General features: G+C 75.0%; 1 protein-coding gene. It reads right to left on the bottom strand.

Annotated features, from left to right (window positions below; genetic code table 11):
- Positions 1 to 3: 3 nt before the first annotated feature.
- On the bottom strand, positions 4 to 1,588 hold a 1,585-nt coding region (locus FHW79_RS32260), incomplete at its 5' end, for a calcium-binding protein (protein ID WP_282184059.1).

Genomic DNA, 1,588 nt, shown 5'->3' with positions numbered 1-1,588 from the left:
TGCTCAGCCGAACCAGGCGGCGAGGTTTCCGGTCTGTCCGATGATGGTGATGCGGGCTCCGGCGCCGAGGTCGAGGGTGGTGTTGGCGCCCTCCACCCGGGCGGAGCGGATCACCGCGGCGAGGTCGATGGTGGCGTCGTGGAGGGCCAGGCGGTCGACCCCCACCTCGAAGTCCATCACCACCGACCCGCCCGACGCCCACCCGAAGGCGAAGACGTCGGACCCGGCGCCGCCCCACAGCGTGTCCGCCCCGCCGTCGGCGAACAGCACGTCGTTGCCCGCCCCGCCGTGCAGCAGGTCGTTGCCCGCCCCGCCGAACAGCGTGTCGTCGCCCGCCTCGCCGAACAGCGTGTCGTCGCCGTCGCCGCCGTTGCCAAGGTCGTTGCCGTCGCCAAGCCCGATCAGGTCGCGCCCCGCCCCGCCCAGCGCCGTGTCGTTGCCCGACCCGCCGCTGATCGTGTCGTCGCCGTCGTCGCCGACCAGCAGGTCGTGGCCCGCCTCGCCGAACAGCAGGTCGTCGCCCGCCCCGCCGACCACCGTGTCGTCGCCCGCCTCGCCGGTCAGCGTGTCGTCGCCCGCCTCGCCGAACAGCAGGTCGTCCCCCGTCCCGCCGAACAGCCGGTCGTGGCCCGTGCCGCCGCCGATCAGGTCGTGGCCCGACCCGCCGAGCAGCCAGTCGTCGCCCTCGCCGCCGTGCACCACGTCGTCGCCGTCGTCGCCGTACAGCGTGTCGTTGCCGCCGGCGCTGGTGATCGTGTCGTTGCCGCCGCCGCCGTGCAGGATGTCGTCGCCCTCGCCCAGATGCATGTACTGCTCGTGGTCGTCGCCGTAGACGATCTGCTCGCCGTCGCCGCCGACCAGCGTGGCGTTGCCGACCACCGCCGCGAACTCGACGTTGTCGAGCTGGATGGTCACCGGCCCGGCCACCGCCGCGGTGTTGAGCACCACCGCCGTCGGCGCCGTGCTGGCGAGGCCGCTGCCGCCCAGCGTGGTCCCGGTCACCCGGGTCTGCACCGCCTGGCCGGCGGCCACCCCGGGCGCGCTGAAGTCGATGGCGCGCACCAGCAGCTGGGCCTGGGTGGAGAGCACCGAGAGGAAGCCCGAGCCGCCGCCGGTCAGCCCGCTGCGCGAGGCCGTGCCCTCGTCGGTGCGCGCCTCGATGGCGGCGATCAGCCCGCTCAGCCCGCTCAGCGCCTGGGCGGCGGTCTGCCGCTCGGCGCTGCCGCTGGCGGTGACGGCGACGCCGGTGGAGACGCTGACCGTCAGCGTGGTCATGGTGGAGACCTGCCCGGTCTGGCGGTCGACCACCTGCTCGCGCACCACCGGCACGTCGGCGAGGTCGGGGTTGGCGGTGTTGCTGTCCTCGACGCGGGCGCTGTTGCTGGCCGCGATGGTCACCGTGGTGGTGCGGGTGCCGTCGCTGCCGGTGGTGACCGCGCCGCTGACCGTGGCGCCGTCGACCGTGGCGACCGGCGGCGGGGCGACCGGGGCGGGCTTCTCCACGGTGGCGGTGAGCTTCTGCGTCGTCGCGGTGACGGGCGCCGCGGCGTTGCCCGCCGGGTCGCTCAGGCCCAGCGTCAGGGTCAGC

The organism is Azospirillum sp. OGB3 (assembly GCF_014192915.1).
In the GTDB taxonomy this organism is placed as follows: Bacteria; Pseudomonadota; Alphaproteobacteria; order Azospirillales; family Azospirillaceae; genus Azospirillum.
This window is presented reverse-complemented; position numbering and strand designations above follow the sequence as displayed.